At 43.0% G+C, this 24,881-nt stretch carries 21 protein-coding genes, 1 tRNA gene and 3 pseudogenes; 11 read left to right on the top strand and 14 right to left on the bottom strand.

The window, feature by feature from the left end; all coding sequences use genetic code 11:
• Positions 1-67: 67 nt before the first annotated feature.
• Positions 68-2,857 (top strand): CHAT domain-containing protein, encoded by a 2,790-nt coding sequence (locus ABM313_RS12865; protein ID WP_434683594.1) that lies wholly within the window; start codon positions 68-70, stop codon positions 2,855-2,857.
• On the opposite strand, the gene ABM313_RS12860 is transcribed toward ABM313_RS12865, so the two are convergent.
• The 3 genes and pseudogenes from ABM313_RS12860 to ABM313_RS12850 form a co-directional block, all read right to left on the bottom strand.
• Positions 2,852-3,316: a GNAT family N-acetyltransferase gene (locus tag ABM313_RS12860; protein ID WP_434683592.1), complete on the bottom strand. Its 465-nt coding sequence runs from the start codon at positions 3,314-3,316 to the stop codon at positions 2,852-2,854. The genes ABM313_RS12865 and ABM313_RS12860 overlap by 6 nt on opposite strands.
• A 3-nt stretch (positions 3,317-3,319) precedes the next feature.
• Complete coding sequence (locus tag ABM313_RS12855; RefSeq protein ID WP_434683591.1) at positions 3,320-3,709, bottom strand: tautomerase family protein; 390 nt, start codon at positions 3,707-3,709, stop codon at positions 3,320-3,322.
• 265 nt (positions 3,710-3,974) lie between these two features.
• Positions 3,975-4,426 (bottom strand): annotated as a pseudogene (locus ABM313_RS12850) (transposase); the annotation flags it as partial.
• 292 nt (positions 4,427-4,718) lie between these two features.
• Between ABM313_RS12850 and ABM313_RS12845 the strand changes: the two are divergent.
• Positions 4,719-5,153, top strand: coding sequence for a BLUF domain-containing protein (locus ABM313_RS12845; RefSeq protein ID WP_190578885.1), 435 nt, complete (start codon positions 4,719-4,721; stop codon positions 5,151-5,153).
• A 293-nt stretch (positions 5,154-5,446) separates the two neighbouring features.
• Here ABM313_RS12845 and sixA read toward each other — a convergent pair whose 3' ends face one another.
• The 3 genes from sixA to purS are packed head-to-tail and all read right to left on the bottom strand — an operon-like array spanning position 5,447 to position 6,904.
• Positions 5,447-5,953, bottom strand: a complete 507-nt coding sequence (sixA, locus tag ABM313_RS12840; protein ID WP_434683590.1) for a phosphohistidine phosphatase SixA — start codon at positions 5,951-5,953, stop codon at positions 5,447-5,449.
• The gene (gene purQ, locus ABM313_RS12835) at positions 5,946-6,644 is read right to left on the bottom strand and encodes a phosphoribosylformylglycinamidine synthase subunit PurQ (protein WP_434683589.1); all 699 of its coding nucleotides are present in this window, start codon (positions 6,642-6,644) and stop codon (positions 5,946-5,948) included. Before purQ ends, sixA begins: the two co-directional genes overlap by 8 nt.
• Positions 6,641-6,904: a phosphoribosylformylglycinamidine synthase subunit PurS gene (gene purS / locus ABM313_RS12830; protein ID WP_434688467.1), complete on the bottom strand. Its 264-nt coding sequence runs from the start codon at positions 6,902-6,904 to the stop codon at positions 6,641-6,643. Before purS ends, purQ begins: the two co-directional genes overlap by 4 nt.
• Before the next feature lie 147 nt (positions 6,905-7,051).
• Here purS and ABM313_RS12825 point away from each other — a divergent pair, with 147 nt between their 5' ends.
• Positions 7,052-7,273, top strand: a complete 222-nt coding sequence (locus ABM313_RS12825) for a hypothetical protein (protein ID WP_434683588.1) — start codon at positions 7,052-7,054, stop codon at positions 7,271-7,273.
• Between the two features lie 85 nt (positions 7,274-7,358).
• A pseudogene (locus tag ABM313_RS12820) lies at positions 7,359-7,595 on the top strand (DUF1016 N-terminal domain-containing protein); the annotation flags it as partial.
• 16 nt (positions 7,596-7,611) lie between these two features.
• Here ABM313_RS12820 and ABM313_RS12815 read toward each other — a convergent pair.
• On the bottom strand, positions 7,612-11,793 hold the full coding sequence (locus ABM313_RS12815; protein WP_434683587.1) for an NB-ARC domain-containing protein: 4,182 nt from the start codon (positions 11,791-11,793) through the stop codon (positions 7,612-7,614).
• A 183-nt stretch (positions 11,794-11,976) separates the two neighbouring features.
• Here ABM313_RS12815 and ABM313_RS12810 point away from each other — a divergent pair, with 183 nt between their 5' ends.
• On the top strand, positions 11,977-12,216 hold the full coding sequence (locus tag ABM313_RS12810; RefSeq protein WP_434683586.1) for a hypothetical protein: 240 nt from the start codon (positions 11,977-11,979) through the stop codon (positions 12,214-12,216).
• Positions 12,217-12,564: 348 nt separating this feature from the next.
• On the opposite strand, the gene ABM313_RS12805 is transcribed toward ABM313_RS12810, so the two are convergent.
• Positions 12,565-13,113, bottom strand: a complete 549-nt coding sequence (locus tag ABM313_RS12805) for a transposase (RefSeq protein ID WP_434683585.1) — start codon at positions 13,111-13,113, stop codon at positions 12,565-12,567.
• A 262-nt stretch (positions 13,114-13,375) separates the two neighbouring features.
• On the opposite strand from ABM313_RS12805, the gene ABM313_RS12800 reads away from it, so the two are divergent.
• Positions 13,376-14,011, top strand: coding sequence for a Uma2 family endonuclease (locus tag ABM313_RS12800; protein WP_434683584.1), 636 nt, complete (start codon positions 13,376-13,378; stop codon positions 14,009-14,011).
• 98 nt (positions 14,012-14,109) lie between these two features.
• Here ABM313_RS12800 and ABM313_RS12795 read toward each other — a convergent pair whose 3' ends face one another.
• The 3 genes from ABM313_RS12795 to ABM313_RS12785 all read right to left on the bottom strand — a co-directional run bounded on the left by ABM313_RS12795 (position 14,110) and on the right by ABM313_RS12785 (position 17,400).
• On the bottom strand, positions 14,110-15,066 hold the full coding sequence (locus ABM313_RS12795; protein ID WP_434683583.1) for an AEC family transporter: 957 nt from the start codon (positions 15,064-15,066) through the stop codon (positions 14,110-14,112).
• On the bottom strand, positions 15,053-16,912 hold the full coding sequence (locus ABM313_RS12790) for an N-acetylmuramoyl-L-alanine amidase (RefSeq protein WP_434683582.1): 1,860 nt from the start codon (positions 16,910-16,912) through the stop codon (positions 15,053-15,055). The genes ABM313_RS12795 and ABM313_RS12790 overlap by 14 nt, the downstream gene beginning before the upstream one ends.
• A 248-nt stretch (positions 16,913-17,160) precedes the next feature.
• Positions 17,161-17,400 carry an antitoxin gene (locus ABM313_RS12785; RefSeq protein WP_434683581.1) on the bottom strand — a complete coding sequence of 80 codons (240 nt, stop codon included), beginning with the start codon at positions 17,398-17,400 and terminating at the stop codon, positions 17,161-17,163.
• Between the two features lie 116 nt (positions 17,401-17,516).
• Between ABM313_RS12785 and ABM313_RS12780 the strand changes: the two genes are divergently transcribed.
• The 3 genes and pseudogenes from ABM313_RS12780 to ABM313_RS12770 all read left to right on the top strand — a co-directional run.
• The gene (locus ABM313_RS12780; protein WP_434683580.1) at positions 17,517-18,458 is read left to right on the top strand and encodes an NAD-dependent epimerase/dehydratase family protein; all 942 of its coding nucleotides are present in this window, start codon (positions 17,517-17,519) and stop codon (positions 18,456-18,458) included.
• Between the two features lie 151 nt (positions 18,459-18,609).
• Positions 18,610-19,617 (top strand): succinate dehydrogenase/fumarate reductase iron-sulfur subunit, encoded by a 1,008-nt coding sequence (locus ABM313_RS12775; RefSeq protein ID WP_434688466.1) that lies wholly within the window; start codon positions 18,610-18,612, stop codon positions 19,615-19,617.
• Between the two features lie 16 nt (positions 19,618-19,633).
• Positions 19,634-19,783, top strand: a pseudogene (locus ABM313_RS12770) (Uma2 family endonuclease); the annotation flags it as partial.
• A gap of 5 nt (positions 19,784-19,788) precedes the next feature.
• Here ABM313_RS12770 and tftA read toward each other — a convergent pair.
• Positions 19,789-21,177, bottom strand: coding sequence for a hormogonium tapered terminus morphoprotein TftA (tftA, locus tag ABM313_RS12765; RefSeq protein ID WP_434683579.1), 1,389 nt, complete (start codon positions 21,175-21,177; stop codon positions 19,789-19,791).
• A gap of 642 nt (positions 21,178-21,819) precedes the next feature.
• Here tftA and ABM313_RS12760 point away from each other — a divergent pair.
• Together ABM313_RS12760 and ABM313_RS12755 are read left to right on the top strand one after the other, a co-directional pair.
• A complete protein-coding gene (locus ABM313_RS12760; protein WP_094528523.1) occupies positions 21,820-22,224 on the top strand; it encodes an NIL domain-containing protein in 405 nt (134 codons plus the stop codon).
• Between the two features lie 173 nt (positions 22,225-22,397).
• Positions 22,398-23,147 carry a DedA family protein gene (locus ABM313_RS12755; protein ID WP_434683578.1) on the top strand — a complete coding sequence of 250 codons (750 nt, stop codon included), beginning with the start codon at positions 22,398-22,400 and terminating at the stop codon, positions 23,145-23,147.
• A 92-nt stretch (positions 23,148-23,239) separates the two neighbouring features.
• Here ABM313_RS12755 and ABM313_RS12750 read toward each other — a convergent pair.
• A tRNA-Ser gene (locus ABM313_RS12750) sits at positions 23,240-23,324 on the bottom strand.
• A 99-nt stretch (positions 23,325-23,423) separates the two neighbouring features.
• A complete protein-coding gene (locus tag ABM313_RS12745) occupies positions 23,424-24,575 on the bottom strand; it encodes a hypothetical protein (protein WP_434683577.1) in 1,152 nt (383 codons plus the stop codon).
• Positions 24,576-24,881: the final 306 nt, after the last annotated feature.

Below are 24,881 nucleotides of genomic sequence, written 5' to 3'. Positions count from 1 at the left end.
GTAAAGTTGAAAAAGATAAAATATTGATTTTTTCCTTTTTCCTTTCTCCTTTTTCCTTCAAAGAGCTATGCGTAAGTTTGTTGGTTTGGTTGGGTTAGGGATTTTGTTGGTTGGTTTGCCTGTGCAGTTGATAGTGAGTGAGTTTGGCTGGGCGCAGGTGGCGACAGATCGTAGGACTGAAGCGCTTAAGTTAAATCAACTAGGTACACAGCAATATAGCAAAGGTCAACTAAAAGAAGCCTTAGCAACTTTTCAGAAAGTTCTTACTATTACTAGAGAAATTAAAATGCGTCAGGGAGAAGGATCAGCCCTTAACAATATCGGCTTGATTTATGAAAGCCTCGGACAATATCCAAAAGCCCTAGAATATTACCAACAAGCACTGGCGATCAGAAAAGAAATTGGCGATCGCGCTGGTGAAGGAACAACCCTCAACAATATCGGATCGGTTTATGATAGCCTTGGACAATATCCCAAAGCCCTAGAGTATTACCAACAAGCATTGGCGATTAGAAAAGAAGTTGGCGATCGCGCTGGCGAAGGAGTAACCCTCAACAATATCGGCTTTGTCTATCACAGCCTCGGACAATACCCAAAAGCCCTAGAGTATTACCAACAAACATTGCCAATCAGCAAAGAAGTTGGCGATCGCGCTGGTGAAGGAAGAACTCTCAACAATATTGGAGGGGTTTATCAAAGCCTTGGACAATATCCAAAAGCTCTAGAGTATTACCAACAAGCACTGGCGATTAGAAAAGAAATTGGTGATCGTGCTGGTGAAGGAGCAACCCTCAACAATATCGGATTGGTTTATCAAAGCCTTGGACAATATCCAAAAGCCCTAGAATATTACCAACAATCACTGGCGATTAGAAAAGAAATTGGCGATCGCGCTGGTGAAGGAGCGATCCTCAACAATATCGGATTGGTTTATCAAAGCCTTGGACAATATCCAAAAGCCCTAGAATATTACCAACAATCACTGGCGATTAGAAAAGAAATTGGCGATCACGCTGGTGAAGGACAATCCCTCAACAATATCGGCTTTGTCTATCACAGCCTCGGACAATATCCAAAAGCCCTAGAATATTACCAACAAGCACTGGCGATCATCAAAGAAGTTGGCGATCGCGCTGGGAAAGGAAAATCCCTCAACAATATCGGATTGGTTTATCACAGCCTAGGACAATATCCAAAAGCCCTAGAATATTACCAACAATCACTGGCAATCAGCAAAGAAATTGGCGATCTCGCTGGTGAAGGTGTAACCCTCAACAATATTGGCGCGGTTTATAGCAGCCTCGGACAATATCCAAAAGCTCTAGAGTATTACCAACAAGCACTGGCAATCAGCAAAGAAGTTGGCGATCTCGCTGGTGAAAGAACAACTCTCAACAACATTGGCTTTACCATGGACGCTCAATCACAAACTGAGATGGCGATTCTTTTCTTCAAAGAATCTGTTAAAGTGAGCGAATCAATTCGTAAAGACTTAAAAAAACTTAGCAGAGAAGAACAGCAATCTTTTACCCGCACCGTTTCTAGTACCTATCGTACCCTCACCGATCGCCTACTCAAACAAGGACGAGTCACTGAAGCCCTACAAGTCCTCGATCTTCTCAAAATCCAAGAACTCGAAGAATATCTCAAAAATATTAAAGGTAATGATATCACTGCTCAAGGTGTCCGACTTTTAGAACCAGAAAAAGCAATCAGCAGCCAGCTATCGAACCCCAATATAGAAAAGATTCCTGAACTAAATAGTCAACTTGCCAGTCAACTTAAGCAACTCCCCAAATCTGAAATCAACAAAGTTCCTGCATACCTGCAAAACATCCCCAAAGGAGCCGTTTTAATCTATCCCCTGATACTTGATGACCGACTTGAACTGATTGTCTTTTCTAGTGGTTCAATTCCTGCTAACTATACGATTCCCATCAAAAAAGCAGACCTCGAAACCCTGATCATTGACTTTCGTGCTGACCTGATAAATTGGCAATCTGAAGATGCAATGGTTTCTAGTAAAAATCTCTATGATCTGCTGATTAAACCGATTGAAGCAGAACTCAAACAAGCCAACGCTGACACGATCCTCTATGCCCCTGATAGCTTCTTGCGCTATATTCCCATTGCCTCACTCTATGACGGCAAACAATATTTAGTCGAGAAATACCGCATCAACAACTTAATTGCCTATAGCCTATTTGACAGCAACCACAACTCACTCACCAACCTCCGTATCTATGCAGGCGCATTTGGAGGCAAAGCAGGAGAAAGAAAATTCGGACAAACCTCCCTTCCCGCCTCAATCCCTGAAGTTGAGTATATTACTGCCACTTTCCCAAACACCAACAAATACATCGAGCAGAACTTCACCGCCAAAACCACCAAAGAAAAAGTCGCTGGAAATACGGTTGTTCATTTCGCTACCCATGCCGAATTTAGCTCACAAAGCCCACGGGATTCCTATGTGATGTTTGGCGATGGCAGCAAAATCACCCTCGCAGAGATTAGCGAATTACCGCTAAAAGATACCGCACTAGTAGTCCTCAGTGCTTGTCAAACAGGAATTGGCAAAACTTTAGGCTCAGGTGCAGAAATTTTAGGCTTTGGCTATCAAGTCCAACTTGCAGGAGCAAAAGCCTCGATCGCATCCCTCTGGTCAGTAGAAGATGGCGGCACACAGTTATTGATGCAAGACTTTTATAAAAACTTGCAAAAAGGCAATATCGCTCCATCCACAGCTTTGAGAGAAGCCCAATTAAGTATGATTCGTAAACCAATCAAACAAGGCGAAATAAATTATAACCATCCTTATTTTTGGTCAGCTTTTGTGGTCATTGGCAATGGATTATAGGTTGGGATTGATATGCTTGACCATCAAGTGACGCTGCTCGCGGCGAAATCCTAGTTTGGTATAGAGCGCTTCGGCTGGCTCGTTCCAGTGATCGACAACTAGAGACAGCGATCGCATCCTTTGGCTTTTTAAATAATCTTCAATCACGACAAATGCTTGCTTACCAAGCCCTTTACCACGATAGTCTTCACGGATATATAGCTCATCGACTAGTCCACAGCGTCCATGATATTCCATACTAAAAAAGAAAGTTAGCGCCACATAGCCAATCGGGCGATCGCGATCGCACATCAACCAAATTACGCCAAATTGTTCATCACTAAGTAGAGCCGTAAATGCTTTGACAACTCCATCATCAAAAGTTATTTTCTCAAATTGATAGAACGCTTGTACAAGTTCCATTAACGGATCAATATCAATAAATTGTGCTAAGCGAAAATTGAGGTCAAGTTCACTCATATCCTATACATTCACCTTGTAGTTTAAATTCAATTCATCACCCGCAACTCCACGGATTCCCCAATTATGGCTTGGAGTCTCAATCAAAATAATTTCAATATCTAAAGAAGAAATATCTAATTTTTCCTTTAGACGCTCAAATAATAACCGATAGAGATTTTTCTTTGCTTCTACAGTTCGACCCGCAAACAGCAGGATCTCGATGATGATATATTTGTCTGAGCGATCTCTTGGATATTCAAAGTCTTCAGCTTGCAATGGAAAGAATCTCTGAAACTTCTTTTCAGGTGGATAATTTAGGGCATCAACAACGCAAGAGTGAATAGTAGTTGATAGGGCTTCACGATTTTGCTGAATGAAATCAGCATTTCCGTAGATTTTAGTTTGTGGCATGTTATGTAGCTTGATGTGGGTATATCAACACATATGCTATTGTTCCACAAAAAAGCTGAGGTTAGGCGATCGCGCCATGAACTCTATCCCATGCTCCAAATTCTAAAATCTCCTATAAAGTTGAACTAATAGATAATTCATTTTACGTTCTCACCTTGTAACCAACCCAAAACTTAGCTTGCTAAATATTAGGCACTGGTCAGTTAAGGCGTGAGGGAAGTAAAGCCGCGTAATGACAGCAACTCCAGCAAAGAAATCGGTCGATGATATAGCAGCGACTCTTACGCTCAATGAATGTCACTGTCCAGCCTTTTGACTCACTTGGGGGAAAGGCTTGCCGTGAGCGCCAGTCGAATGGTTCTCGCCTACGCGAGTATAAACTTCATCGCCTTCGATGGTGACATCTCCTCCATCTGGGGCTTCTGGACTCCATTGCTGTGCTTGATTTGCCAGTTTTTGCTCCCATCTCATGATGCTGGTGTGCGATTTCTCTAGCACTCTCCCACTTGCTCTGATTCCCATCCCCTCTGTCCTCATTTTCAGCGCATAGGACACGATACTTGCTGGGGTTCTTAGCCTTGACATCGCTGTTCCTGTCTGTTCGTTGAATCGCTTGCCACATCCTTTGCATAAGTAATTCTGGATCGCTTTGCCGTCTTGGTGGTAATCTTTGCCATTCTTGACTACCTTTTCGCTTTGGCAGTGGGGACATTTCATGATTTACTCCTTGCCTCTACCTCTTTATTTTAACCCTCACTCCTTTACTGACCAGTGCCACCTTTGCTTTATTAGGCTTATGCTTCAGCGTCTTGCTAACGCTTCCTAAGATGCCAAATGGGTTCTATAAATCAGTATGTGCTGATTTTTGGTAATCTTATAGATAGGTAGCTAGGCATAATTAACAACCATAGCAAAAACCTGTGGCGCATGCTGCATGGGTATCACAGGTTTTTAGATTTTGGATTTAATTGCGCCCATCTACTTATACCTTATGGCAAGCAATTAACTTATGGCTCTCTATCGCTTAATCTATGTTAGTCAGGCTGTTGCAGGACTTGAATATCCCGACCTAGTGGAGATTTTGGAGAAGTCTGAGCGCAACAATAAAAAAGTTGGGATTACAGGAATGTTGAGTTTCGGTGATTCAATGTTTTTGCAGGTGTTAGAGGGCAGTCGCCGCGTAATTAGCCAAACCTATAATCGCATTCTCCTAGATAAGCGTCATGTCAATGCTGAATTGATTGATTTCTCCGAAATTGAACATCGAGATTTCGCACTTTGGTCAATGAAAGTTGTCCAGCTAGGCACTCAAGCAGAAGTCCGCGATATTATTTTAAAATATTCGAGTACAGATACCTTTTCCCCCATCTCGATGACTGGTAGACAGAGTCTTAACTTTTTGCGGGAACTGACGGAAATCTATCAAAAAGGAATTGTTTCCTGAGCATATAGGTTCTCATTTTGCCTTAGGCAAAATGAGAACCTATATGCTCTACCCAATCTATTAAATTACTGATGTTACGTGGATAGAATTCCTGCAATCATCTAAGTTTAGGGCTGGCACGGGGGCGTAGCCCCTACAAAATCAAATTATTGGGGTAGGAGCAATCCCCCCGTGGTTGCCCTGTCATACTCGCAGCAAAAGATTCATCATCTGAGTTCTACGGAACATCAGTAAATTAACGTCATTTCGATATAGCCAATTGCGTCGTGCAAAGCACGACGCAATTGGTCATGTTAAATTAGCAACTTGGGTGGAATGGATAGAAATAGAACTCCATTACTTTTCCAAGGTTGCGTTTCAGGTAGCACTAACCCAATAATTCCAGCTTTTTTTAAAACTAATGCACCCTTAGATTCTCCCCAGATCAACATTTCTGCCCAAGTAGTGAGATCAGGCTCATGCCCAATAATTCCCAAAGAAGATCTAGCAGGTTGTGGATGCTGGGCGAGCCAAGCTGCTACCCGTTTGAGCCAATCTTCAAAACTTCCTTCAGGCGCAAGTTCAGATAACTGTTGTACAGGACATCCTTCAAAAACATTAGCAAAGATATCAGAGGTCTGTTGAGCGCGAACTAAAGGACTAGTTTGCAACAGGTCAAAACGCAATCCTAAGTCATAAAGACGTTTGGCAACCTGCTTAGTTTTTTTGCGCCCCTCTTCAGTGAGAGGACGTTGCCGATCATCTTCGTAATTTCCGCGCTCTTCGGCAATGCCATGCCGAATTAGATAAAGGCTAGGCATTGACTAATAAACTCTCAACTAATCCTTCAAATAGAGCCTTACCATCCGTACCGCCCAGAATGCTTTCGGCAGCACGTTCTGGATGGGGCATCATCCCAATTACATTACCTTGTTTGTTGCAAATCCCTGCAATATTGTCTAGTGAACCATTGGGATTTGCGTCGTCAGTAATATTACCGATCGCATCACAGTAACGGAAAACAACCTGATTGTTGTCTTCAAGTTCTTTGAGGATATCAGCATCAGCAAAATAACATCCTTCCCCATGAGCAATTGGTAAGGTAATAACTTGCTGCTTTTGATATTTCTGAGTGAAGGCTAAATCGTTGCGCTCAACTCTTAGAGGGGCGCGATCGCAAATAAAATGCAAATCTCGATTGCGAACTAAAGCGCCTTGCAATAATCCAGATTCGGTTAAAATCTGAAACCCGTTACAGATACCGAGTATATATTTACCTTTTGCTGCATGTTCCTGTAGCGATCGCATCACGGGTGCAAATCTGGCGATCGCCCCACAGCGCAAATAATCACCATAGCTAAATCCCCCAGGGACAACGATCACGTCACAATCACTAATATCGGTATCTGTATGCCAAATTAGTCTTGTGGGCTGTTTCAAAATACCACTGGTAACACTAGCGACATCGCGATCGCAGTTGGAACCAGGGAAGACAAGGATGCCAAATTTCATGCTTTTGACTCCTCAATGACTGTTAGCTCAAAGCGATAATTTTCAATTACTGGGTTTGCCAAAAGCTTATCGCATGTTTCATTTAGCTTTTGAGATGCTTCGGCTTCGTCTGCTGCATCTAGGACGATTTCGACATATTTGCCAATGCGGACTGAGTCAACGTGGTAGTCCATTTGTTTGAGTGCAGACTGGACAGCAGTACCTGCGGGATCGAGAACTGAGGGACGTAGGGTAACAAATATACGGGCTTGATACTTCATGCTTGCTGTGAAATGGTGAGATGCGATCGCCATATTTGCTATATGACTGACATCATCGATCATATAGCAAGATAAACCAGAAAAAGTTAAGTGACTAGGTGCAAGATAACTTAGTATACTCTTCACGAATTTATAGAAATATGCTTTATGACTTCACCAAAACGCTTTGACATGCAGACATTTATGGTTCGATTTGGCTGCGGATTTCTGATTGGTGGTCTTGCTGGTGGTTTTGGGAATTTAAGCCTTTTTAACGGCTCATTTTTGTCAGGATTTTTGATCGGTGGCATTATTTGCGGATTGCTGGCTTGGAAATTGGGCGATGATTTTTGGAAAAACTTTAGGGATTGGACTGGTTGGTGGCTTTAAAGCATATTCTCATTACAGCGAGATCATCTATGAGGGCAGTGGAAGTTACAGATACGATTCAGTATGAGGCTTTAAAGTTGGTTAGAATGAAAAACTGACACCATTGGTGGCAGAAATTGGCTGGACTCATAATCTGGCGATCTTGGAGAAGTGTAAAGACGATTTGCAGAGAGCGTTTTACATTCGCATGACATAAATTTTGGGCTGGACAAAAAGTGTGTTAATTCACCAAATCGAGAACAAAACTTACGAAAAGACTTTGCTGAATCAAAATCGGGTAAAGGATTTTGAACTGTGGGAGCTGCGGTATTCTCTGCGGCTTCAATGATTGGCAATGTTTATTTCCACTGGCTACAGACTTGCCTCATGGTATCGATGACTCCACGTACTGCTGCTGTGCCACCGAGGTGAAGGATCGCGGAATAGAGGGTAACAAGATCTTGCATCAAGTCTGAACGTTTGCGATGAGCGAGGATATGGAGGTGAGTTTGCCACTCAGAGTAAGGTAGGGTCGCGAGAGATAGGCGAGTGATATAACCGCTAATGGCTTCGGCGCGACTGGGGTTGTGAACAATTGTAAGGATTGCCTCATAGATGTTAGAGAGAAAGTGTTGAGGAGATTGCTTAGCCATTACAATTAATACCGATGCTTGACTTTCCTCATACTTAATTTCTCTAGCTGCTTCTAAAAGCAAATCAAAGAAAGCGGAATCGATTTTAGCCAGTTCGCTCAATGCCTCTGCCCGAACATATTCAGGCTCAATTTTTCTAGCTGCTTGCAAAGTCGCATTAAAGAAAGCGGAATCGATTTTAGCTAGCGCGCTTAATACTCTTGGCTGACTGTTATTATCCTTAATTTCCCTAGCTGCTTGCAAAGCCTCCTCAAAGTAAGCGGAATCGATTTTAGCTAGTGTGCTCAATACCTCTGCCCGACTATCAACATTCTTAATATCCCTAGCTACTTTCAAAAGCAAATCAAAGTAAGCGGAATCGATTTTAGCCAGTTCGCTCAATACTCTTACTCGAATGTATTCAGACTCAATTTCCTTAGCTGCTTGCAAAGCCTCCTCAAAGTAAGCAGAATCGATTTTAGCTAGTGCGCTCAATACCTCTGCCCGACTATCAACATTCTTAATATCCCTAGCTGCTTCCAAAAGCAAATCAAAGGAAGCGGAATCTATTTTAGCTAGTGCGCTCAATACTCTTACCCGACTGTATTCAATCTCAATTTTCCTAGCTACTTGCAAAGCCTCCTCAAAGTAAGCAGAATCGATTTTAGCCAGTTCACTCAATACCGATGCCCGACTGTCCTCATCCTTGATTTCTCTAGCTGCTTCCAAAAGCAAATCAAAGGAAGCGGAATCTATTTTAGCCAGTTCGATCAATATCTCTGCCCGAATGTATTCAGACTCAATTTCCCTAGTTGCTTGCAAAGCCTCCTCAAAGTAAGCGGAATCGATCTTAGCTAGTTCGCTCAATACCATTACCCGAATATATTCAGACTCAATTTCTCTAGCTGCTTGCAAAGCCTCCTCAAAGTAAGCAGAATCGATCTTAGCCAGTGAAAGCAATACATTTGCCAGAATTTCCTCATCCTTAATTTCCCTAGCTGCTTCCAAAAGTAAATCAAAGTAAGCAGAATCGATTTTAGCCAGTTCGCTCAATACCGATGCCCGACTGTATTCAAAATCAATTTCCCTAGCTACTTGCAAAGCCTCCTCAAAGTAAGTGGCATCGATATTAGCCAGTTTACTCAATACCTTTTGCCGTCTGTCCTTATCCTTAATTTCCCTAGCTACTTGCAAAGCCTCCTCAAAGTAAGCGGAATCAATTCTAGCCAGCTCGCTCAATACATCTGCCCGACTGTACTCAGACTCAAGTTCCCTAGCTGTTTGCAAAGCCTCCTCACAATAAGCAGAATCGATTCTAGCCAGTGAAAGCAATACATCTGCCCGAATGTATTCATTCTCAATTTTCCTAGTTGCTTGCAAAGCCTCCTCAAAATAAGCGGAATCGATTCTAGCCAGTAAAAGCAATACTCTTGCCCGACTGTACTCAGACTTAATTTCCCCAGCTGCTGACAATAGCATATCAAAGTCAAAGTAAGCAGAATTGATATTAGCCAGTTTGCTCAATACTTGTGTCCGATGTTCTTCAGACTTAATTTCCCTAACTGCTTGCAAAGCTTCCTCAAAGTAAGCGGAATCGATTTTAGTCAGTTCGCTCAATACATTTGCCCGAATGTATTCATTCTCAATTTTCCTAGTTGCTTGCAAAGCTTCCTCAAAGTAAGCGGAATCGATTTTAGCCAGTTCGCTCAATACCCTTGCCCGACTGCGCTCAGCCTTAATTTCCCTAGCTGCTTGCAAAGCTTCCTCAAAGTAAGCGGAATCTACTTTAGCCAGTTCGCTCAATACCCTTGCCCGACTGGACTCATCCTTAATTTCCCTAGCTGCTTGCAAAGCTTCTTGAAGCAATGACTTGGACAGATAGGTTGCTAAGACTTGAATAGCTTCTGCGATTTTATACTCATCCTGCATTTGCTCCACATAAGCCCAAGCCTGCTCCACCGTCCAAAAGCCATGCTTAACAAACTCCGCCATCATACCAATCGGCAAATTCTCCACCAAACTATTCAACGTAGCCGTAATCAGCGCATACCGACATTGCAAGACGATCGCCCCAGCCCGATCGCCTTCGTAACCACGCTCCGCAATTTTCCAACCCCGCGCCACATCATCCACAAAAATCGCAGGTTGCCCAAGGCGATCGCAAGCCTCAAACCAAGCATTTCGCCCTTTAGCATCACTCATCGACATTAGCGCATGGAGTTCATCACCCCAATTTGCCTGTTCCAGATGCCAAGTCAAATGACGATGAATATAGCCATCATTAGGCAACCCATCCCAACGGTGATTCGATGCGCGTTCTCGATAGCGTTCCAGAAATTGCCGATGGGCAAGTTCTAAAGGCGGAACAGGCTCAGCGCTAAGAATCCCCTCTTCGATCAGGCTACGCGCCATATCATGCATGAGGTCATGTACCCGATAGGTCTGCTCCTCCGTGATCGTCGTCACCCCATCCGTCAAAAACGAGCGATTGCGGAGCATGATCAATACCTTCTTTGCTTGCAACGGATTTAAGTCCCATAGCATCTCAGCCATGCGACTATTGAGATTCACATCCTCTGGTAGCACCCCCAACCAAGCAAATTGTTGCAATTGCTCTTGATTCAGTCGCTTTAAGCTCAAATTAAAACAAGCTTGCAAACTATATTTACGCTGGGCATTCTCATCCAAATTATCCCATTTTTCAGAAGAGTCCAACAGGTTGAGCGCCCGCGATCGCCGCCCGATCCCCGATGCTACAGAGCGCCGCTCTGCCTCAAACTCCGATCGCAACTCCTCCCAACTCAAACCATCGCGCACCTGATTTGTCGCTAAATCTAATGCCAAGGGCAAATAGCCCAATAACTTGGCAAAGGCTTTGACCTCCACCTCCTGCGCCGATCGCCACTTATTTCCTAACTTTTGCCGCACTAATGCGATCGCCTCTGGTTCTGACATCAACGCTAAGGAGTAAGTGTCCGCCCCCTCAATCTGTGCCTCTCGCGTTGTCACCAATACCCGACAGCCCTCACCCCCAACCCGAAACCATTCCGCATGGGCAGCATTCCAGACATCATCCACCACCAGCAACATTTGCCGCTCCGCCAGCAGACTGTCTAAATACCGCGAGGCTGACTCTAAAGTATTAGCGCTAAAAGCTTCTCGCGACTTATCCAACTCCCTGATCCAATCCCCCAACAAGGTCTGTAGATCGGGACTCTGCCCCAAAGTCACCCACAAAATCCCATCGGTAAACCGCGCCTGTACCTCTAGATCCTGCACCAACGCCGCCGCTAAGACCGACTTACCCAATCCTCCCAAACCAGCGATCGCGCTAACCACCAACGTCCGCTCGTCTACCGCCAAGAGTTTTGCCTTTACTGCATTCAAGGCATCTGGTCGCTCCACAAAGTTCTCTGGCAACCGCACCCTTGGGAATGGCGCACCCGCTTTGAGTGGTGATTTTGGTTGGCTTGCTGGCGCAGGCTTTGGTTTAGAAGCAGGCGATCGCTTGCTCTCCCATAGCTTGTCAAACTCAGCCAGATTGAGATCGACATCCTTTCCCCATAACCGCAATGAAAAACGCCACTTATCCGATCCCTTCTTTTGAACACGATGATCTTCCAGAATTGCAACGAAATCCCGCAAATCATTGAGGGCTTCACCTGCCTTTGACTTTGCTAGTTTAAATTCTTGTGTATTCGCATTTAACGTTGGCTGACTCAATAGCACAAGCGATCGCAGCGTTGTCTCGATCGTCAGCACCTTCTCATCATCAGACCAAGCCCATTTGAGTTCCACTCCCCGTCCTAGCTCCTGCCCCCCTGCCACGCAATCTAAAAGTGCTTTTAATAGGCTTTTGACCCTAGCTTGCACATCTTGACCATGAGATTTTTTTGACGGACTGGGCATAGGGAGATCCAGCAGTGGATAAAAAGTTTCGGGGAAAGTTTCGGGGGGATAAATTAAGATTACTACCCTAAATTACTTTATCCCTGCGAAATTAAACCATTTTAGAGGGTTATTACTGCCCTTGCTTTCCCCTCTCCCCCAAATCTTTTACTAGGTTCATCAACCAATACGAGGTAACTCACCATGATGAACCATAAAGAATGCAAGGCGATCCAAACCATCGACCCCGCACAGCCCACACCTTCAAACCTTGAATTCCCTCACTTCGCGATCGACTCCACCAACCCACTAGCTTGGGTTTTAGCGATTACCATGCTTCTAAAGCATACCGCCCAAACAATCGATGCTGCTACAAAACTAATTCAAGCGATCGCACCACGAAAAAATGGTAATGAGAAAAGAGGCGATCGTAAAGAGGATTAAATAATAATAGCCAAGGTATTCGCTCATGGGAGTACCTTGGCTATTATTATTGACAATCAATCCATGTGCAACCAAATCCCTGTTTTTCTTGAGTAACAACCAGCTTATACTTCCCGTCTTGTAGTTCTATCACCCTCAAGTCCTCACCGCCTTATCTTTCCAAGATTTTAGCGTATGAGCAGCCAAGATCTCCGACTTTTTCTTTGCTATCTCAGACAACCTATAAAATCACAAAAAAAGTCGGAGATCTAACCCTTTATCCAAAGCCAAGATCTCCGACTTTTTCTTTGCTATCACAGACAACCTATAAAATCACAAAAAAAGTCGGAGATCTGAACTCTTAAACCTCTACTCGTCTAGCATCAACGCTTGAACTTGAGGCACAAGGGGCAGAGTATCTCCTTCCAAAAAAGATTGATATTGCATCTCCGAATCAAAAAGTGAGCGAATCATTTCTAATTGGGGTAGAGTGCCACGTCTTACACCTGCATATTCACAATAGCTTGAAAACTCCCATTCTTGAGCGTTCTCGACTAATCCTGCCTTAACTGGATTAAGGTGGATATAACGCACCAGATGAACTAAATATTCATCAGAATCCACTAAAGCAGCTTTATACTTTCCTTGAAATAGAGCGCCAACTCGATTAAACCGCTTATTAATTCCTTTAGTATACGCAAGAGAAGCGATCTGCATTGCTTTTGAAAGGTTATCTCTATCACATTTAACTAAAAAATGATAATGATTAGGCATTAGACAGTAGGCTAAAACCACGATGTTTTGAGAAACCAAATATTGACGAATTAACCTTAAGAAATGCAAATAATTCTCTCTTTCAAAAAATATTGCTTGGTAATTGTTCCCCCGATTATAAACGTGGTAGTAATTCTCTTGCATAGAGTTTCGTGGAAAGACTTAGCATATCTAGATTGTAGATTATCTAGATAGCCAAGATCTCCGACTTTTTCTTTGCTATCACAACTAACCTTCAAAATCACCCAAAAAGTCGGAGATCTGAACGAATAGCCGAAAATCAAGATCTCCGACTTTTTCTTTAGTATCACAACTAACCTTCAAAATCACAAAAAAAGTCGGAGATCTCAATCTCTACCCTTAGACAAGACTGCTAAAATATCCAAAAGCACAACTTCTAAAAGCTATGGTTATTGCCAACTCTTCATCACCACTAACCATTCTCGAAAATGGCGATCGCCTTAATCGAGACGAATTTGAGCGGCGTTATACAGCATCTAATATCAAAAAAGCAGAACTAATCGAAGGCATCGTACACGTTGCTTCTCTCCCACTCTTTACCTCTCATGGTAAACCCCATAGCCAAATCATTGTCTGGCTAGTTACCTATCAATCAATGGTCGATGGGCTTGAAGTTGGTATCAAGCCAACAGTTCGACTCGATGATGAAAATGAACCTCAACCCGATGCTGTACTTTTCCGTATTGATGGCAAGGCAAAAATCGATGATGATGGTTATATTTCAGGTGCACCCGAACTGATTGCTGAAATTGCTGCTAGTACAGTTTCTTACGATCTACACAGCAAAAAACGTACATACGAACGTAGTGGCGTAAAGGAATACATCGTCTGGCGAACATTAGATCGTCAAATTGATTGGTTCATTCTCGAAAATGGCAAATATAATAGAATAGAACCCGATCAATCAGGAATTATCCGTAGCCAAGAGTTCTTAGGTTTGTGGCTAAATGTAAACGCAATTTTGAACAATGATATGTCATTAGTTCTCAAGACTTTGCAGACTGGGATAGCAAATCAGTAGTCACTGAATCTTACCCATTGAGCCTTAAAAAGAGGCTATGTTTGATGGCGCGGCAAAGACGCGCCATCAAACATAGCCTCTTTTTAGAATTGAATTCTTTATCCAAAAAATACGATCCAGATCGGCAGCATGAAGATTAGTCCGATAAAAGAGAAGGCGATCGTGCTAATTAGTAAATCGCGATCAAGATTGTAAACTTCCGCAAGAATTAGCACCGACAAACCCGTAGGCGTGCCCGACATTAAAGTAAGAATTAGTCGCGGATCATGGCGCAGTCCAAACATTGTCGCTCCCAACCCGATCGCTAAAGGTACAATTCCCACACGCAAAAAAGCAGCGATCGCCGCAGGTCTCAGACTGTCCCACTTCTCGATTTTGCCTAATCGTAATCCCACTAGAGACAGCGCAAAGGCGATCGTCACCCATACTCCGATATCCAGACTCGACTCGATCGCATTAGGTAAACCGATGGGGCGCGTATACCAACCAATCGCAAAAGCCCATAGACTCGGCACAGTAACGACATCTAGCAATAACTTCCACCAAGGTGGCTTCACATCGCTTTTACCAAAGTAACTGGCAATAAAAACTGCAATTCCATAGTTACCAGCGACATTACTGGCGATACTGTATAAAACTGCCCAATCCGCATAGGTAGAACTTGCCAGAGAAGTTGTCAGCGTCAAGCCCACAAAGCCTGTGTTGCCCAGCATCGTCGCCAAAATAAAGCTCCCTAAACTAGAGCGATCGCTTTGCTCATGTTTTGCAAACTGCCAACCGACTAGAGCCAATAACCAACTGAGAATCAGCGTGGCGATCGCCACATAGGGAATGTAGGGAGTATCTGAAAATTGAGTATGTCTGGCAAGGACAAATAGTTGCAATGGCACTCCCACCCAATACAGAGTTATCCCCATAAATTTGGAGGTATTAATCGGTGCAAATCTAGATGCTAGCAACCCAACACCTGTCCATACCATCAGTGGGATATAAGCATTGATCAGATCACCAAAATGGAAGATAGACCAAAATTGGTTGGGATCACTTAGCAGCATTCAGAATCCATTCGGTAACGCCATCGGCAAGGGTCTTAGCAAGTAGTTTTTGTTGTTGAGGATCGATAATCCATTCAAACTCGACAGGATTGATCATAAAACCTAATTCTAAAAGTACTGATGGAGCAGTGGTGGGGCGCACTAGGGCAAGATTATTCCAATAAACGCCATAATCACGACGATTCAGCTTTTTAGCAATATAGGTATTAATAAAATTGGCAAAATCTTGAGCTTGGGGATTGTACCAAAAAGCTCCTACCCCTGACGTATTAATTGCATCCCCATTATCAGGCAAGGCATTGTAATGAATGCTAATTGCCAGCGTTGGTTCTTCACGATCAATCTGGGCGACCCTTGGCTCTAGCAGTACATCGGCATCATCAGTGCGGGTCATACTCACCTGTGCGCCACGATTTTTTAATTCAGTTTGGAATAGTTTTGATGTGATCAGTGTGACATCTTTTTCAGGATATCCTGTTGGACCTCGCGCTCCTAAGTCTTCAGAGCTTCCATGTCCTGCATCAACCAGAATCTTCACACCTTGAAGTGGTTGAGAATTATCTGATGTATTAGATATAAGAATCGGTGGATGTTTGAGGGACAAAATCAGATTTGAACCTTGATAGCGAACTTTATATCCCCATTGCTGCTTGGGTTTAAGACTAATCGTATAGGTAACTTTATTGGGGTCAGTTTGTACCCAGTCCAACTTATTAATAATCGATTCTGGATCGATCAAAATCGTATCAGTTTGAGCCGTTACATTATATAGTGTCAGCGTCAATACACGATCGCCTTGGTTAATGGCTATTGGGACTGGTACTTCTAGCGGAATTGTTACTTCTGTCCATACATTATTAGGATTGTCATTTTGATTAGCTTTATTGACAACTCGTTTAGTATTAATACTTCTCACAATTGAAGGGGGTGGAGTCTCGGCTGGTTGGAGCTTCGCCATACTCCTTCGCACCCAGCCACCATAGTCAAGCCTTAGCCAATCGCCTTGAAACCCTGTGACTACAGCTTTGACTCCTTTAGGTAAAGGCGTGAGTCGTGAGAAATCAGTACTTGCACCAGTTCTAGCATCCGCCGCGATCGCGGTTACTTCGGCAACTTGAATATTTTGAGCAGAGAGAATCTCCACTTTACCTGTAGCTTTTTGCTTGACCACGCGATCGCCAGATTGATCCTTGATCCGCATTTCATACTCAGGTTGACCGAGTTTACTAGCAGTTTCAAAGGTAGTGCAGCCGCGAAAATATCCTGAAGGTGATTCGCTAGTGGCTTCGTTATTGCCTGTCAATACTGAAGAATTCGGCGGTAATTGGATATTGCGACGACGGGGTAATAAGGGGATTTCGCGTTCGCCGATTCTTACTAGAGCCGTGGCGTTGGGCGTGGCGATCGCATCGAAGCAGATTCTTTCATTGGGTTGCCGCGCAATATCGACAGTGGGAAATAGAGATTCTGGGATAAAACCAATATCTTTGGGAGGTAAGGTGATGCGGGACTCCCGTAAGACCTTGACATTGATCTGGCGTTCATTAAGGCGATCGCCTGTTGCATCGACATACTTGATCTCAAACTTGTTTTCTCCAAGGGTAAGCGGCAAACTTGGAGCGAAATGTCCAGCATCAGTACGTTCTATAGGATTGCCATTAATACTGACCTTACCATTCTTGGGAGCAGTACCAATAAAAAACAGGCGATCGCTGGTGGTCTTATGTTGTAGCGGTGGATAGGTGAGGTGTAGTTGTGTGGGGGGGACAAAGTTCTGAGCGCCTGTTGCAGTAGCAAGGAAAAAGCTCAACATTCCAATAACAAAAATCCCGATCAGTCGCCGCATAATTCCTACTACTTAACTAGTGATGCAGTAAATCATTACTAATATTATCCCTATGGAGGTTTTTAAAATAAGTCATAACTAAAATTGAATATCATCAAGTGGAAGTAAATCTTGATCAATATCGGGAAATTCTTCTTCACTATCTTCAAGTGTTGGTAATAACTGATGTTACGTGGCACTCAGATGCTGTAACTCTTGCTGCTAGAGTAACAGGGCAACCACGGGGGGATTGCCCCTACCTGTAGATTTTAGATCTTGTAGGGGCTGCGCCCCCGTGCCAGCCCTAGACTTACGCCATCGCAAGAATTCCTTCCACGTAACATCAGTAATAAATCTAATAAAGATTTTTTCTTGTATGGTTCAATAATTAGTCTTTCTGCTTCTTTGCGAATAATCACGTTATTACTTGACATAGCAAATGCTTGGGGAATATTCAGAGCTTGGTTATGTCCATTGCGAAACAGACGGATTTGATATTGGGTAATCATAATTTTTGCCCCATCTGCGTTAGGAAAACATCGTTTTTATTATAACTCCATTGATCTAGGGACAGCGCAAAACGATATATTCTGTGTTTAGTAAGTGTAATGAGAATTAGTTAAAAATGAAAATTTTAGTAATGGGCGGCACAAGATTTATTGGTGTGTCGTTAGTCAAATTATTGGTGGCTCAAGGGCATGAAGTAACTCTATTTAATCGTGGTAAAAAGCCATCACCCGTTGCAGGACTGCGAACAATTATCGGCGATCGCACTGATTCACTGCAATTGCAAGACAAGCTTGGTGGTGAATCATTTGATGCGATTTTTGATAACAATGGTCGGGAATTGAGTGACACCCAGCCTCTTGTGGAAATCTTTCGCGATCGCCTTCAGCACTTTGTGTACATGAGTTCCGCTGGTGTATATCTCGATAGCGATATTCTGCCCTATCACGAAGCCGATGCCACTGATCCGAAAAGCCGACATAAGGGCAAGTTAGATACTGAGGCATATTTACAAAAGGTGCGTACTGAATCGGGATTTCCCTATACTTCCATTCGTCCTACTTATATATATGGGCCACAAAACTATAACGATGTAGAAGCTTGGTTTTTTGATCGGATTGTGCGTGATCGCCCGATTCCCATCCCTGCTAATGGCAAGTTTATTACTCAACTTGGTCATGTCGAAGATCTTGCTTCCGCAATGGCAGCAGTCTTAGGTAATCAAAAGGCGATCGGCGAAATATACAATATTTCCGATACCCGCTATGTGACTTTTATCGGACTTGCCAAACAATGCGCGATCGCCGCAGGTAAAGATCCGAGTCAACTTAACTTTGTTTATTACAATCCCAAAGATTTTGACTTTGGCAAAAAGAAAGCTTTCCCCTTCCGCTTGCAGCATTTCTTTGCGACCGTCACCAAAGCCCAGCAAGATCTAAACTGGAATCCTAAGTACGATCTCTTGTCTGGCTTGAAAACATCTTTTGAGTATGACTATATTCCTTCCAATCGTCAGCACGCCGATATTGATTTCTCCACGGATGACCAAATCTTGAAATAGTGTTGTGATTTATCGGATGTATGCAGCACTTTGCGCCACATACATCCGATAAATGATTTACAGCGCTTGGCACTGTAAATCATTTACCCATCAATCAAACATTGAGTTAAAGTTAGACTTGATGCCTAAAGCCCGATCGCCAATATCACCCATGAATATTACCGTCAAGCTTCGCCGCCAAACATCGCGTACTAGCGAACCCACCTTTCAAACCTTTCAAATCGAAGCCGACCCTGATCGCACAACAGTATTAGATGCATTAATCAAGATTCAGAGTGAACAGGATGGCTCCGTTAGTTTTCGGCGTAATTGTCGTAATGCTATTTGTGGATCTTGCTCAATGCGAATTAATGGGCGATCGGGCTTAGCTTGTCAGAAGCATATCAGTGAAGTGATGGGAGAGCATGATTCAGTACTGGTAATTGAGCCAATGCAAAATCTGCCTGTAATTAAAGACTTAATCGTAGACATGACTAAATTTTGGGATAACCTTCACAAAGTCGATCCCTATGTCTCCACTGCATCACGACAAATCAGTAAAACAGAATTTCTGCAAACTCCCGCCCAACGCGCCAAACTCCAAGCTGCTGCTAATTGTATTCTCTGTGGTTCTTGCTATTCTGAATGTAATGCTGCGGCTGTAAGCGATCGCTTTGTAGGACCTCATGCTTTAGCAAAGGCATATCGGGTCATGGCAGACAACCGTGATGATCAGACAGAGGAGAGAGTCGCCAAATATAATGAATCAGGTTTTGTCTGGGACTGCACGCGCTGCTATAACTGCAATGAAGTCTGTCCAGTGGAAGTGCAACCCCTAGATCGGATTTCCCAAATCAAGCATGAAATTCTTACTAATACCGATCTACCAGAATCCACTGCTCAACGTCATCGTCATACGATGGTAGAACTAGTCAAAGAAGATGGCTGGATCGATGAAAGTAAATTTGGGGTGCGTGTCGTTGGCGATAACTTCCGAGATATCAAAGGATTACTCAGCATTTTCCCACTCGGTATTCGCATGATTTTAAGCGGGAAAATGCCCTACCCTTGGCAATTCCAAAAATCAGAAGGAGCAGTTGAAGCTAAAGCTTTGATTGAGGCGATCGCCTCTACAAAAGATAAACAAGAGAGATTGTGCGTAGCACAATCTCTCTTGTAACTTATGGTACTCAAAAATGAAAAGTACAGTAAAAGTAAATCTGCCAGATCTGACGCTACAGGATTTTTTACAGATGCCTGAAACGAAACCTGCTAGTGAATATATTGATAATCAAATCATCCAAAAGCCGAGGCAGCAGGGAAAACATAGTACATCGCAGGGAGAGCAATTTTAAAAAATACCTGCGGATTCGTAGAGGCGGCGGATGAGAGCGAGGATTTTGCGATCGTAGAGAGGATCGATCGCCCAACGTCCCGTGAGTTGACTTAAGACTGGGGCAACACCTCGCGCAACTAAATGGAATCTGGGTGCAACTACGGTTTGGAATAGTGGAGCATTGCTAGCATAAGCCTTGAGATGTTGGACATGCGCTCTTACACCTGTACGCTGATCCTCAAAACTTGCACCCGATGCCTTTGCCGCCGAACTAGCTACGGCTCCTAAACTAGCAAAATTATTTTGCTCAGGCTCTATACCTTTCCCAAATCTCAAAAAGTTGGTTTCAATACACATTTGACAAAAAGCAATATCGTGATTTACCCCTTCAATCTCCGCTTCTTCACGATATAAATGTGGAAGATCGCCATAGTTAGTGAGAGCGGCTTCATTATTGTTTTTCAAAAACATCAGTAACTGTACTTCCGAAGCATTACCCACACCCATGATCTGATCAATTTGTCCAGTGAAAACTTTAAAAATAGTTTTGAGGTAGAGTGTGCGCGTAGTGCTATCCCAAGAGACAGAAGTATTTAACTCGCGTAAGGCGATCGCCTGTACGTAGACTATACTTTGATAACGCAACCGACAATTGAGCGGAATCTGATTGAGCTCAAAGCCAAGGCGATCGACTAAATCCGCAGGTACAAATACATTTCCCGATACAAGAATCCCTTTTTCGGCATAACTCTGCCCATTAAGATTGATATTAACCTCTGGATAAGTTATTGGTTTTGGATTAGTTGGGCGATTGGCTGGTGTATATACAGGAATTGTGGTGGCAGTTTCATTAATCCATGCTTGCAGACCATCAGCAATCCCGATCGCATAGTCACGCCGCCTTGTTTGCATCAGCAGCCGATCTTGCGAACTATTAGAAAAAACTAATTCTAGCAAAATAGAAGGAACTGCTATTTGGCGGCAAAAACTTACACTGCCAATACTGGCGATCGTATCTGCTTTTGCACCACGATTGGTGATTTCAGGTACACGTTTAGTTAAGGCATTGGTGAGTATTTCTGCTTGTCTTTTCCGTAGCGTATTATTAGTAATGTAATAGGCAGTTGTGCCACGTAATTCAGGAGCATTGACTATATTTAGTTGTAACGACAAAGCTACATCTTGTTGATCTGACCGAGTATTAATCCATGCGATCGCCTCAGCTAAATTCAGATCGTCGCTAGGTATGGCGATCGTAATTCCACGCGATCTCAGCTCGGCAATTACTAAGTCCCTTGTAGCGACTAATTCAGCAGTTTCCATCGTTCCACCCGTCATTTCACTTAGATCGCGAAATGACCCCTCAAAACTACCGTGACCTGCGGAAATAAATATTTTGCCCATATTCCTATCTGCCAGTCCATTTCAGCAAGCAAAAAAGTCTTCGTAAGTCTATCAGCTTTTGTCCTATTTGACTTTTTATTATTAAAAATAACGTGATTTCGATATAGCCGTTTGCGGTGTGCTTCGCATGATAAAAATGGTAAGAATCGCTTAGCGATTCTTACCATTTTCCACTTTTGTCGAACTGACGTTAAAAATACAGCAATCCTCATAATGAAATTGATTTTAGTTTTTTCAGCACCGCAGGCACTGAAAAAACTAAAATCGGTTTTGATGAAAGTCAGACAAAGGCTGACTTTCATCAAAACCGATTTTTATAAAAAACTACTGGCTGAAAACACTAAGATTATTTCTTGAAATCCTGTTGTCGATAAGATTTCAAAAACTGATTTTTATAAAAAATTACTCTTTCAAAATAAAAGCGAGCAAAGCACCGTTCTCTTTTTGGATTTGAGATTCGATGCTAAAAACATCAAAATTGGTTTCATAATTAATACAACACTCTATGGATGAGTTCATTACGCATCCGTAAAGCAAAAATCAATCTCAGTAAGGTTTTTGACTTTGGATTTTGCCGTAGGCAAAATTCAAAGTGATGTATTGCTGATTTATTAGGGCGGGAATCTTCCAAAAACACCAACTATGAAAAAAAGAGTTAATCTTACCTTTCCCAAGCGAGCAATCAGCATTCCGATCACCTATCGGCTTGCCAAAGATTTTAATATTGCTGCAAATATCATCCGCGCTCAAGTTGCCCCCAACAAAATGGGCAAGATGGTACTAGAGTTATCAGGCGATATTGACCAGCTTGAAGAAGCGATGGACTGGATGCGATCGCAAGATATCGAGGTTTCATTACATGGACGCGAAATTGTGATTGACGATACGGCATGTGTAGATTGTGGCTTGTGTACAGGTGTTTGCCCCACCGAAGCCCTGACTCTCGATCCCAAAACCTTTCAACTTAACTTTCTGCGATCGCGCTGTGTTGTCTGTGAGCAATGTATTACTGCTTGTCCAGTTAACGCCATATCTATTAACCTATAGCAAGGCGATCGGACAACTCTCGCATCTTTCCTGATTAAGACTGCATTGTCGTTAGCGGCTTGCGATACAAATAATCAACAACTGATACACGATTGCGATAACCGCCTATAATGATACAAAAAGTAACAATTTTTCATAAACAATTTAACCCATCAAACTTTGAGTCATAACTCATGCATTTTGAGTTTTTTTCGCTAGAAATTATTCAAGAATGGACGCAGCAGTATGGATACTGGATTGTCTTCTTTGGCATCATGCTAGAGAATGCAGGTATCCCATTGCCGGGCGAAACGATCACCTTAGTTGGTGGATTTTTAGCTGGGAATGGTGAGTTGCGTTATCCATTAGTTTTGCTCTGTACAGTTGTAGGAGCGATTTTAGGGGACAGTGCAGGATACTGGTTAGGGCGTTGGGGTGGCTTACCAGCATTAGAAAAAATCGGCAAAGTATTTCGGATGCCCAGTGATGAAATAGCGATCGCCCGTGAAAAATTTCGCGGAAGTGCAGATCGCGCAGTCTTCTTTGGACGATTCATTGCCATCTTACGAATTTTTGCAGGACCAATGGCTGGGTTATCAGGAATGTCCTATTCCCGATTTCTCTTTTTTAATGCCACAGGTGCATTGGTTTGGGGAACAGTGACTACAGGGGTTGCCTACTATGCTGGTACTTTAATTCCCCTAGAAACTCTAGTTTCTGGAGTTGTGAGGATTAGTTCCATCATTTTAAGTGGTGTATTGTTGTGGTTTGCTACCCCACCAGCATTCCGTTGGCTCAAGGAAAGATTTATCAATTGGCGTAATGCCAAAAAAACTCAATCTTCTAGCCCTAGCCAGTCAAAGCTGCAATCTGCTCAGGAATCATCTGTAATATTTCCAATCGCAGAAGATAAAGTAATGGTGAAAATCGAAAAGGATTATTAACAAGAAAGAAGGGCTACCCATCGGGTAGCCCTTCTTTCTTAAGGTTTTAAAAGCAAAAAAATGGCTATGCCATTTTTTTGCTTTAGTATTTACGGAGAGAGAGGGATTCGAACCCTCGGTTGCTTTCACAACATTCGATTTCAAGTCGAACGCATTCGACCACTCTGCCATCTCTCCCGTTGGTTATTCTAAAGCATGATTACACCTAATACAAGCAAAAAATAAAGACTCGCTTTGCGAGTCTTTATTTTTTGGATAGGCTGCTTAGCCTAAAACCTATGCTTTGACAGCAGACATTGACAAGGTGTAATAACCCAACTGGTTAGGAACTCTCTCCCACTTACCATCAAGCTTGCCCTTAGACAAGTTCTTGGTAACGCGATCCTTCGCTTGACGGAAATTTTCTACCGAGAGATCACCATACAAAGCTTTGACAACGCTATCTGCATTGACAAATTCACCCTTGCGCTCTTGCAAAACCTTCTCGATCGCATCAGTTAAAGTATTACCCTGATAGAGAGGACGCATCACCAAAGAACTCATGCGACCAGATTTCTTCGGCTGTGGAGCTTTAGCTGCCTCTACTTCAGCCTTTTTGGAAACCTTAGGGGAAGCCTTTGTAGCTTTAGGAGCAGTTTTAGGAGCAGCTTTGGTTGCCTTAGGTGCTTTAGTCGCTTTGGTTGCCTTAGGCGCAGGAGTGGCTTTGGCAGCAGCTTTAGGAGCTTTAGTTGCTTTAGGAGCTTTAGTTGCTTTAGGAGCAGGAGCTTCAGCTTTTACAGATGCAGCTCTGCCTCTCTTGATAGTTGAGGTGGGAACTGTTTTCAAGGTTTCTAGAGATAGTGTGTAGTAACCAAGTTGGTTAGGAACACGCTTCCATCTATTTTCGCCTTTGCCCTTGGATAGATTCTTGGTTACACGCTCTTTAGCAACTCGGAATACAGTCTCTGTCAAATCACCGTAAAGAATATTGACTACATCATCAGCATTTACAGCTTGTCCTTGGCGTTCATTCAAAATCTTTTCGATCGCTTCTGTGAGGGTCAGCCCTTCGTAAGCAGGACGAGTTGTCAAAGAACCACGACGATGTCCTCTTCCTCTTCCTTTAGCAGCAGGTGTAGCGGCAGGGGCTGCTAAAGGCTCAGCGACAGCTTTAGGCTTGCGACCTTTAGTAGGGGCGGGTGGAACTTCAGCAATTACGGGAGCAGCTACAACAGGAGCAGCAGCTACAACTTCTTTCTTTTTACCTTTAGCTTTAGGAGCTTCAGCAGGTAGACTTCCTAGGAGTGCTTCAACATGAGCAAGTTGGGCGCGGGCTTGGGCAACTTTATCTTCATATTCAGCGAGGAAGCCTTGCAAATGGGTTTGCAAAGCTTGTAAAGACGCGCCAAATCCGTCTGGCTGTAAACTTACAGGTAGATCTATAGTCATATTATGGAAACCAAAGAGATAGTAATGATTGATTGATTTGATTAGTTTGTTTCCTCATACTTTTGCTTATGATGGAAGAAACTCATCATTTCGTTCTATCATGTTTTGAGAGAACTCGCAATAGTTTAGAAAGAATTCTCACCATTATCTATTTTTTTTAGAAGAAAGAGGGCTATACATTGTCCCTTTTCCCTTACTGAGTAAGTATCAATTCGTGAGAAGGCTTCTAAAGTTAAGCTAAATAAAGTTGGTTCGAGATAATGTGAAACCATTTCTGAGACAGAGTTAGCGTGAACAAAGCTCTCT

This window comes from Pseudanabaena minima str. Chao 2107, assembly GCF_051131155.1.
GTDB classification, from domain to species: Bacteria; Cyanobacteriota; Cyanobacteriia; order Pseudanabaenales; family Pseudanabaenaceae; genus Pseudanabaena; species Pseudanabaena minima.
This window is presented reverse-complemented; position numbering and strand designations above follow the sequence as displayed.

Coding starts and splice junctions, on each gene's coding strand:
- ABM313_RS12865 (WP_434683594.1), top strand. CDS start 68: ATGCGTAAGTTTGTTGGTTTGGTTGGGTTAGGGATTTTGTTGGTTGGT.
- ABM313_RS12860 (WP_434683592.1), bottom strand. CDS start 3,316: ATGAGTGAACTTGACCTCAATTTTCGCTTAGCACAATTTATTGATATT.
- ABM313_RS12855 (WP_434683591.1), bottom strand. CDS start 3,709: ATGCCACAAACTAAAATCTACGGAAATGCTGATTTCATTCAGCAAAAT.
- ABM313_RS12845 (WP_190578885.1), top strand. CDS start 4,719: ATGGCTCTCTATCGCTTAATCTATGTTAGTCAGGCTGTTGCAGGACTT.
- sixA (WP_434683590.1), bottom strand. CDS start 5,953: ATGCCTAGCCTTTATCTAATTCGGCATGGCATTGCCGAAGAGCGCGGA.
- purQ (WP_434683589.1), bottom strand. CDS start 6,644: ATGAAATTTGGCATCCTTGTCTTCCCTGGTTCCAACTGCGATCGCGAT.
- purS (WP_434688467.1), bottom strand. CDS start 6,904: ATGAAGTATCAAGCCCGTATATTTGTTACCCTACGTCCCTCAGTTCTC.
- ABM313_RS12825 (WP_434683588.1), top strand. CDS start 7,052: ATGACTTCACCAAAACGCTTTGACATGCAGACATTTATGGTTCGATTT.
- ABM313_RS12815 (WP_434683587.1), bottom strand. CDS start 11,793: ATGCCCAGTCCGTCAAAAAAATCTCATGGTCAAGATGTGCAAGCTAGG.
- ABM313_RS12810 (WP_434683586.1), top strand. CDS start 11,977: ATGATGAACCATAAAGAATGCAAGGCGATCCAAACCATCGACCCCGCA.
- ABM313_RS12805 (WP_434683585.1), bottom strand. CDS start 13,113: ATGCAAGAGAATTACTACCACGTTTATAATCGGGGGAACAATTACCAA.
- ABM313_RS12800 (WP_434683584.1), top strand. CDS start 13,376: ATGGTTATTGCCAACTCTTCATCACCACTAACCATTCTCGAAAATGGC.
- ABM313_RS12795 (WP_434683583.1), bottom strand. CDS start 15,066: ATGCTGCTAAGTGATCCCAACCAATTTTGGTCTATCTTCCATTTTGGT.
- ABM313_RS12790 (WP_434683582.1), bottom strand. CDS start 16,912: ATGCGGCGACTGATCGGGATTTTTGTTATTGGAATGTTGAGCTTTTTC.
- ABM313_RS12785 (WP_434683581.1), bottom strand. CDS start 17,400: ATGATTACCCAATATCAAATCCGTCTGTTTCGCAATGGACATAACCAA.
- ABM313_RS12780 (WP_434683580.1), top strand. CDS start 17,517: ATGAAAATTTTAGTAATGGGCGGCACAAGATTTATTGGTGTGTCGTTA.
- ABM313_RS12775 (WP_434688466.1), top strand. CDS start 18,610: ATGAATATTACCGTCAAGCTTCGCCGCCAAACATCGCGTACTAGCGAA.
- tftA (WP_434683579.1), bottom strand. CDS start 21,177: ATGGGCAAAATATTTATTTCCGCAGGTCACGGTAGTTTTGAGGGGTCA.
- ABM313_RS12760 (WP_094528523.1), top strand. CDS start 21,820: ATGAAAAAAAGAGTTAATCTTACCTTTCCCAAGCGAGCAATCAGCATT.
- ABM313_RS12755 (WP_434683578.1), top strand. CDS start 22,398: ATGCATTTTGAGTTTTTTTCGCTAGAAATTATTCAAGAATGGACGCAG.
- ABM313_RS12745 (WP_434683577.1), bottom strand. CDS start 24,575: ATGACTATAGATCTACCTGTAAGTTTACAGCCAGACGGATTTGGCGCG.